A 6,228-nucleotide genomic window follows, 5' to 3' on the forward strand; every position below is an offset into this window, starting at 1 on the left:
CCATGAGGCCACGACGGTTCACGCTCACCGCCCTGCCCGCTCTGCTGACCGCGCTCGCCGTCGTAGGCTGCTCGTCCCAGGCCGCCGCGCCGTCGGACGGCGCCACCACCGCCGCGGCGGCGGTGCAGGGCGTCGCGGACGACACCTTCACCATCGGCACCACCCTGCCGCTCTCCGGCGGCGCCGCCACCTCGGGCAAGGGCTTCGAGGCCGGGCTGAACGCGGCGGTCAAGGAGATCAACGACAAGGGCGGGCTCCTCGGCCGCCAGGTCAAGCTCGTCGTGCTGGACGACGGGTTCGAGGCGGCGCGCAGCGTCGCCAACATCCGCCGCCTGGGCGACCAGGAAAACGTGTACGCGGTGGTCTCCCCCGCCGGGTCGGCCAACATCCCGGGCAGCTACCCCTACCTGAAGCAGAAGGGCATGCCGCTGTTCGCGCCGGTGCTGCCGCCCGACCCCAAGCAGGACTCGGTGTTCCTGCTCGGCACCAGCCAGCGTGACCAGGCCCGGGTGATCGTGGACTTCCTGGCGGGCAAGGGGATGAAGAAGTTCGCCGTCATCGGGCAGGACAACGACCTCGGGCACGCGATCCGGGACGGCGTCAAGGAGGAGGCCGCGACGGTCGGGGCCGAGGTCGTCGCGAACGAGACGACCGAGCCGAACTCGACCGAGGTCAGCTCGGCGGTGCTCAAGGTCCGCGAGGCCAAGCCGGACGCCATCGTGCTCGGCACGGACAACACCCAGTCGGCGCTGATCATGAAGGCGGTCGCCGAACTGGACTGGAAGCCCGCCATCATGGGCACCTCCTCGACCGTGACCACGGGCAGCGCGGGCACGGTGGGCCCGGCGGGCCCCGCGGCGAAGGGCATCTTCGGCACGTTCATCTCCGAGCTGCCCACCTCGGAGTCGCCCGAGGCCACGGCGTGGCGCACCGCGCAGCAGGCGGTCGCCCCGGACCAGGTCGGCAGCGCGTACGCCCTGCAGGCGTACGCCAGCACGAAGATCTTCTTCGAGATCGTGACGCGCATGGGCGACGACCTGAGCTGGACCAACTTCCAGAAGACCGCCGAGTCGCTCAAGGGGCACGCGTCCGGCATCTACCCGCCGATCACCTTCGGCCCGGCCGCCGACGGCGGGCACGTCGGCACCACGGGCGCGAAGGTCGCGGAGTGGGACGGCTCGGCCTGGAAGCTGATCAGCGAGGACTGGCTGGAGCCCGGCAAGGTCGTCTCCTGACGGGCGGCGGCCACTGAGATCTCCGGGGGCGCGTGGTGCGGACACCACGCGCCCCCGCTTCGTGCGAGCCGGTCAGGCGTGGGTGACGCCGAGGCCGAGTCCGCCGTCGATGGTGAGCACGCCGCCGGTCGCCCACTCCGCCGTGACCAGGTACTCGACCGCCTCGGCGACCTCGTCGGCGGTTCCGGCCCTGCCCAGCGCGTGCGCCGGGCCCAGCGAGCGCATGCGCTCGGCGGCGGTGGCGTCGTCCATGAGCCCGGCCCGCTGGTTGATCTCGGTCAGCACGCCGCCGGGCCGCACGCAGCCGACCCGCACCCCCTGCGGCCCCAGCTCCGCGGCCAGCACTCCGGTGAGGGTCTCCAGCGCGCCCTTCGTGGCGGCGTACGGGGACGCGCCGGGGAAGGCCCGCTGGGTGTGCACGGAACCGAAGAAAACCACCGCGCCGGAACGCTCCCGCAGGTGCGGCAGGGCGAGCGCGGTCAGCATCATCGGGCCGATCGTGTTGGAGGCGAACACGTCGTGCAGCGCCTGCTCCTCCAGGTCCTCGAGCGCGCCGCGGTACATGTTGCCCGCGGCGTGCACCACCGCCTCCAGCCCGCCGCCGTGCTCCACCGCGCGGGCGACCATGCGCTCGCGGTCCGCGGCGACGGTGACGTCGCCGACGACCCCGCACGCGCCGGAGCCGGCCCGCCGGGCGACCGCCTCGATCTTGTCCGCGCGCCGGCCCGCGAGGGTCACCTTCGCCCCGGCCTTGACCAGCCGGTGCACCACCGCCTCGCCGATTCCGGAACCGCCCCCGGTGACGAGCACCGGCATCCCTTCGAGCGAACGCCCCACGGAAGCCTCCTGACCTGATTCTTTTGGACGGGATGCTAACGACGACTACCTAGCCGCAGGAAGCCATCCCGGCCGTCTTTTAGACGTTATAAGTCTAGCGACTAGCCAAGTGGCCAGTCAGCCCCCCGGCCGCCCTCGCGGTTCTGGGCCACTGGCCCAGACCCTCTTGAGCCCGGGGCGCCCGGCTGGCTGAATCACGGCCAGCGAGCCACGGAAGGGACGGCATGATGACGGAGCGGGTGAGACTGGAGGATCGCTACGAGGCGACCGCCGGACGAGTCCAGCTGACCGGTGTGCAGGCCCTGGCCCGGCTGCCGATCGACCAGCACCGCCTGGACCTGGCCCGCGGCCTGCGGGTGGCGACGTTCGTCTCCGGCTACGAGGGCTCGCCGCTCGGCGGCTACGACCTGGAGCTGAACCGGCAGCGCCGCCTCCTCGACGCCAACGACGTCGTCTTCCGGCCGGGGCTGAACGAGGAGAGCGCGGCCACCGCCGTGCAGGGCAGCCAGCTGGCCAACACGCTCGACGGCGCCAGGTACGACGGCGTGCTCGGCATCTGGTACGGCAAGGCGCCCGGCCTGGACCGGGCCACCGACGCGCTGCGGCACGGCAACCTGATGGGCGCCCACCCCCAGGGCGGCGCGATCGTCCTGGTCGGCGACGACCCGGCCGCCAAGTCGTCCAGCGTCCCCTGCGCCTCGGAGGCCGCGCTGGCCGACCTGGCGATGCCGTTCCTGTACCCGGCCGACTCCCAGGACGTGCTGGACCTGGGGCTGCACGCCGTGGCGCTGTCCCGGGCGGCCGGGCTGTGGGTGGGGCTGAAGATCGTCACGGCGGTGGCCGACGGCTCCTCGACGGTGTTCCTCGACGAGGAGCGCCCCGAGCCGCTGCTCCCGCCGGGCTCCGGGCGTCACCGGCCGACCGCCCGGCTGCTCCAGCCCACGCTGGGGCCGCTCGAACGCGACCTGGTGACCAACCGGCTGCGGCTGGCCGGCGAGTACTCGCGGCTCAACCGGCTGAACCGCGTCGTGGGGGCGGCCCCCGGCGACCGGCTCGGCGTGGTCGCGGCGGGCCGCACCTATCTGGACGTGGTCGAGTCGCTGCGCCGGCTCGGCGTCGACGAGCCTGACCTGGAGGCGAGCGGGATCCGGCTGCTCCGGGTGGGCATGCCGTTCCCGCTGGAGGCCGAGACCGTCCGCGAGTTCGCCGACGGGCTGACGGAGATCGTGGTCGTCGAGGAGAAGCGGTCCTTCCTGGAGACCGCCGTCCGCGACATCCTCTACGGCGGCCCGCACGTGCCCCTGGTCACCGGGAAGCGCGACCCCGGCGGGGACGAGCTGGTCCCGGCGTACGGGGAACTGGACGTCGACACGATCGTCCCCCGGCTGCGCCGGCGGCTGCTCGCCAACGGCGTCCCGGTGGCGCCCGAGCCGCGCCGGGCCCGTCCCGAGGCGGGCCGCCTGCTGCCGCTCGTGCGGCGCGCACCGTACTTCTGCTCGGGCTGCCCGCACAACACCTCCACCAAGACGCTCGAAGGCAGCCTGGTCGGCGGCGGCATCGGCTGCCACGCGATGGTGGTGCTCATGGACGAGGCGCAGGTCGGCTCCGTCACCGGGCTCTCCCAGATGGGCGGGGAAGGCTTGCAGTGGATCGGGATCGCGCCCTTCGTCGACCGTGACCACTACGTGCAGAACCTCGGCGACGGCACCTTCGACCACTCCGGCTCCCTGGCAATCCGGGCGGCGGTCGCGGCGGGCGTCGACATCACGTACAAGCTGCTCTACAACTCCGCCGTGGCCATGACCGGCGGGCAGGCCACGGTCGGCGGGATGGACGTCGAGAAGATCGTCGGCGTGCTGCTGGCCGAGGGCGTCTCGAAGATCATCGTCACCACCGAGGACCTCCGCAGGTACCGCCGGATCCGGCTGCCGCGCGGCGTCACGGTCTGGGACAGGTCCCGGATCGAGGAGGCGCAGCGGGTCCTCGCCGCCACCCCGGGCGTCACCGTGCTCCTGCACGACCAGGAGTGCGCGACCGAGACCCGGCGCAAGCGCAAGAGAGGGCTGCTCCCCCAGCCGGACACGCGGATCTTCATCAACGAGCGCGTCTGCGAGGGCTGCGGCGACTGCGGGCAGAAGTCCAACTGCCTGTCGGTGCAGCCCGTGGCGACGGAGTACGGCCGCAAGACCCGCATCCACCAGGCCTCCTGCAACCTGGACACCCGGTGTCTCGACGGCGACTGCCCGGCCTTCATGACCGTCTCCGCCGCCCCCGTCACCCGCCGGGCCGCCGCGCTCGAAGCGGCGGACCTGCCGGAGCCGGAGCCCGTGGTGAGCGGCGACGCGTTCGGCGTCCGGGTGCTCGGCATCGGCGGCACCGGCGTCGTCACGGTCTCCCAGGTCCTCGCCACCGCCGGGCTGATCGCCGGCTGGCACGCCCGGTCGCTCGACCAGACGGGACTCGCGCAGAAGGGCGGGGCGGTGGTGTCGGACGTGAAGTTCTCCCGCGGGCCCCGGCTGACCTCCAACCGGCTCGCCGAGGGCGAGTGCGACCTGTACCTCGGCTGCGACATCCTGGTCGCCGCAGACGACAGGAACCTGTCCGTCGCCTCCCCCGGCCGGACCGTCGCCGTGCTGTCCACCTCAGAAGTCCCCACCGGCCGGATGGTCGCCGATCCCGCGGTCGGCTTCCCCGCGCCGGACGAGGTGACCGGCCCGATCCTCGACCGGGTCCGTCCCGGCCTGGTCCTCCTGCTCGACGCCCGCGCGCTCGCCTCCCGCCTGTTCGGCGACGACCAGGTGGCCAACATGATCCTGGTGGGCGCCGCCTTCCAGCAGGGCGCGATCCCGCTGCCCGCCGAGGCGATCGAGGAGGCGATCCGGCTCAACGGCGTCGCGGTGGAGCTCAACCTCCAGGCGTTCCGGCGCGGCCGCCGGTTCGTCGTCGACCCCGCCCCGCCGGAGGCCGCGCCCGCTCCCGGAGAGGCCGCGCCCGCTCCCGAGGAGGACGTGACCGGGACCGTGCAGGCGCCCCCGGGTTCGGAGCTGGCGCGGCTGGTGGCCCTGCGCTCGCGCGAGCTGGTCGCCTACCAGGACCTCGGCTACGCCCGCCGGTACACCGGCCTGGTGGAGCGGGTGCGCGCCCTGGAGGAGTCGCGGGTGCCCGGCTCGACCGCCTTCACCGAGTCGGTCGCGCGTCACCTGTTCAAGCTGATGGCCTACAAGGACGAGTACGAGGTCGCCCGGCTCAGCCTCGGCGACGACGTCCGGTCGGCGCTGGAGGAGCGGTTCGGGGCGGGCGTCAAGGCGTCGTGGAAGCTCCATCCGCCGCTGCTGCGGGCGGTGGGCCTGCACCGGAAGCTCACGCTCGGCCCCTGGTTCAGGCCAGCGCTGGCGGCCCTGCGCGGGATGCGCCGGCTGCGCGGGACCGCGTTCGACCCCTTCGGCCGTACGGAGGTGCGCCGGATCGAGCGTGAGCTGGTACGGGAGTACGCCGGCCTGGTGGAGCACCTGGCCGGCCGGCTCACCGCGGACAACCTCGCGCTCGCGGTCCGGCTGGCCGACCTGCCGGACCTGGTGCGCGGCTACGAGGACGTGAAGCTGCGCAACGTCGAGAAGTACCACACGGAGCTGTCGGCGCTGCGCGCCCGCTTCGATGCCCCTGTGAATGGAGCCCAAGAGCTGTGACCAAACAGATCCTGCAACTCGATCGGGTGATCATCCGGTTCGCCGGAGACTCCGGCGACGGCATGCAACTCACCGGTGACCGATTCACCGCCGGCACCGCCGAGTTCGGCAACGACCTGTCCACGCTGCCCAACTTCCCCGCCGAGATCCGCGCCCCCGCCGGCACCCTGCCCGGCGTCTCCAGCTTCCAGCTGCACTTCGCCGACCACGACATCCTCACCCCCGGCGACGCCCCCAACGTGCTGGTCGCGATGAATCCCGCCGCGCTCAAAGCCAACCTGGCCGACCTGCCCCGCGGCGCCGACATCATCGCCAACACCGACGAATTCACCAAACGCAACCTCGCCAAGGTCGGCTACGGCGCCAACCCCCTCCAAGACGGGTCGCTGGCCGAGTGGCGGCTGCACGCCGTCCCGCTCACCTCGCTGACGGTCAAGGCGCTGGAGAACTTCGACATCTCCAAAAAGGAC

At 72.8% G+C, this 6,228-nt stretch carries 4 protein-coding genes; 3 read left to right on the forward strand and 1 reads right to left on the reverse strand.

The annotated features are described in order from the left end of the window. The first annotated feature begins 2 nt into the window (after positions 1-2). A complete protein-coding gene (locus ACGFI7_RS39635) occupies positions 3-1,235 on the forward strand; it encodes an ABC transporter substrate-binding protein (RefSeq protein WP_393414232.1) in 1,233 nt (410 codons plus the stop codon). Positions 1,236-1,307: 72 nt separating this feature from the next. Here the strand turns inward: ACGFI7_RS39635 and ACGFI7_RS39640 are convergent, their stop codons facing one another. Further along, positions 1,308-2,072 (reverse strand): SDR family NAD(P)-dependent oxidoreductase, encoded by a 765-nt coding sequence (locus ACGFI7_RS39640; RefSeq protein WP_393414234.1) that lies wholly within the window; start codon positions 2,070-2,072, stop codon positions 1,308-1,310. A 227-nt stretch (positions 2,073-2,299) separates the two neighbouring features. Here ACGFI7_RS39640 and ACGFI7_RS39645 point away from each other — a divergent pair, with 227 nt between their 5' ends. Both ACGFI7_RS39645 and ACGFI7_RS39650 read left to right on the forward strand, forming a co-directional pair. Continuing rightward, positions 2,300-5,758, forward strand: a complete 3,459-nt coding sequence (locus tag ACGFI7_RS39645) for an indolepyruvate ferredoxin oxidoreductase family protein (protein ID WP_393414270.1) — start codon at positions 2,300-2,302, stop codon at positions 5,756-5,758. After that, the coding region (locus ACGFI7_RS39650) for a 2-oxoacid:acceptor oxidoreductase family protein (RefSeq protein WP_393414237.1) at positions 5,755-6,228 on the forward strand (474 nt) is incomplete at its 3' end. The genes ACGFI7_RS39645 and ACGFI7_RS39650, both read left to right, overlap by 4 nt.

Source organism: Nonomuraea sp. NPDC048826 (assembly GCF_043198225.1).
Classification (GTDB): Bacteria; Actinomycetota; Actinomycetes; order Streptosporangiales; family Streptosporangiaceae; genus Nonomuraea.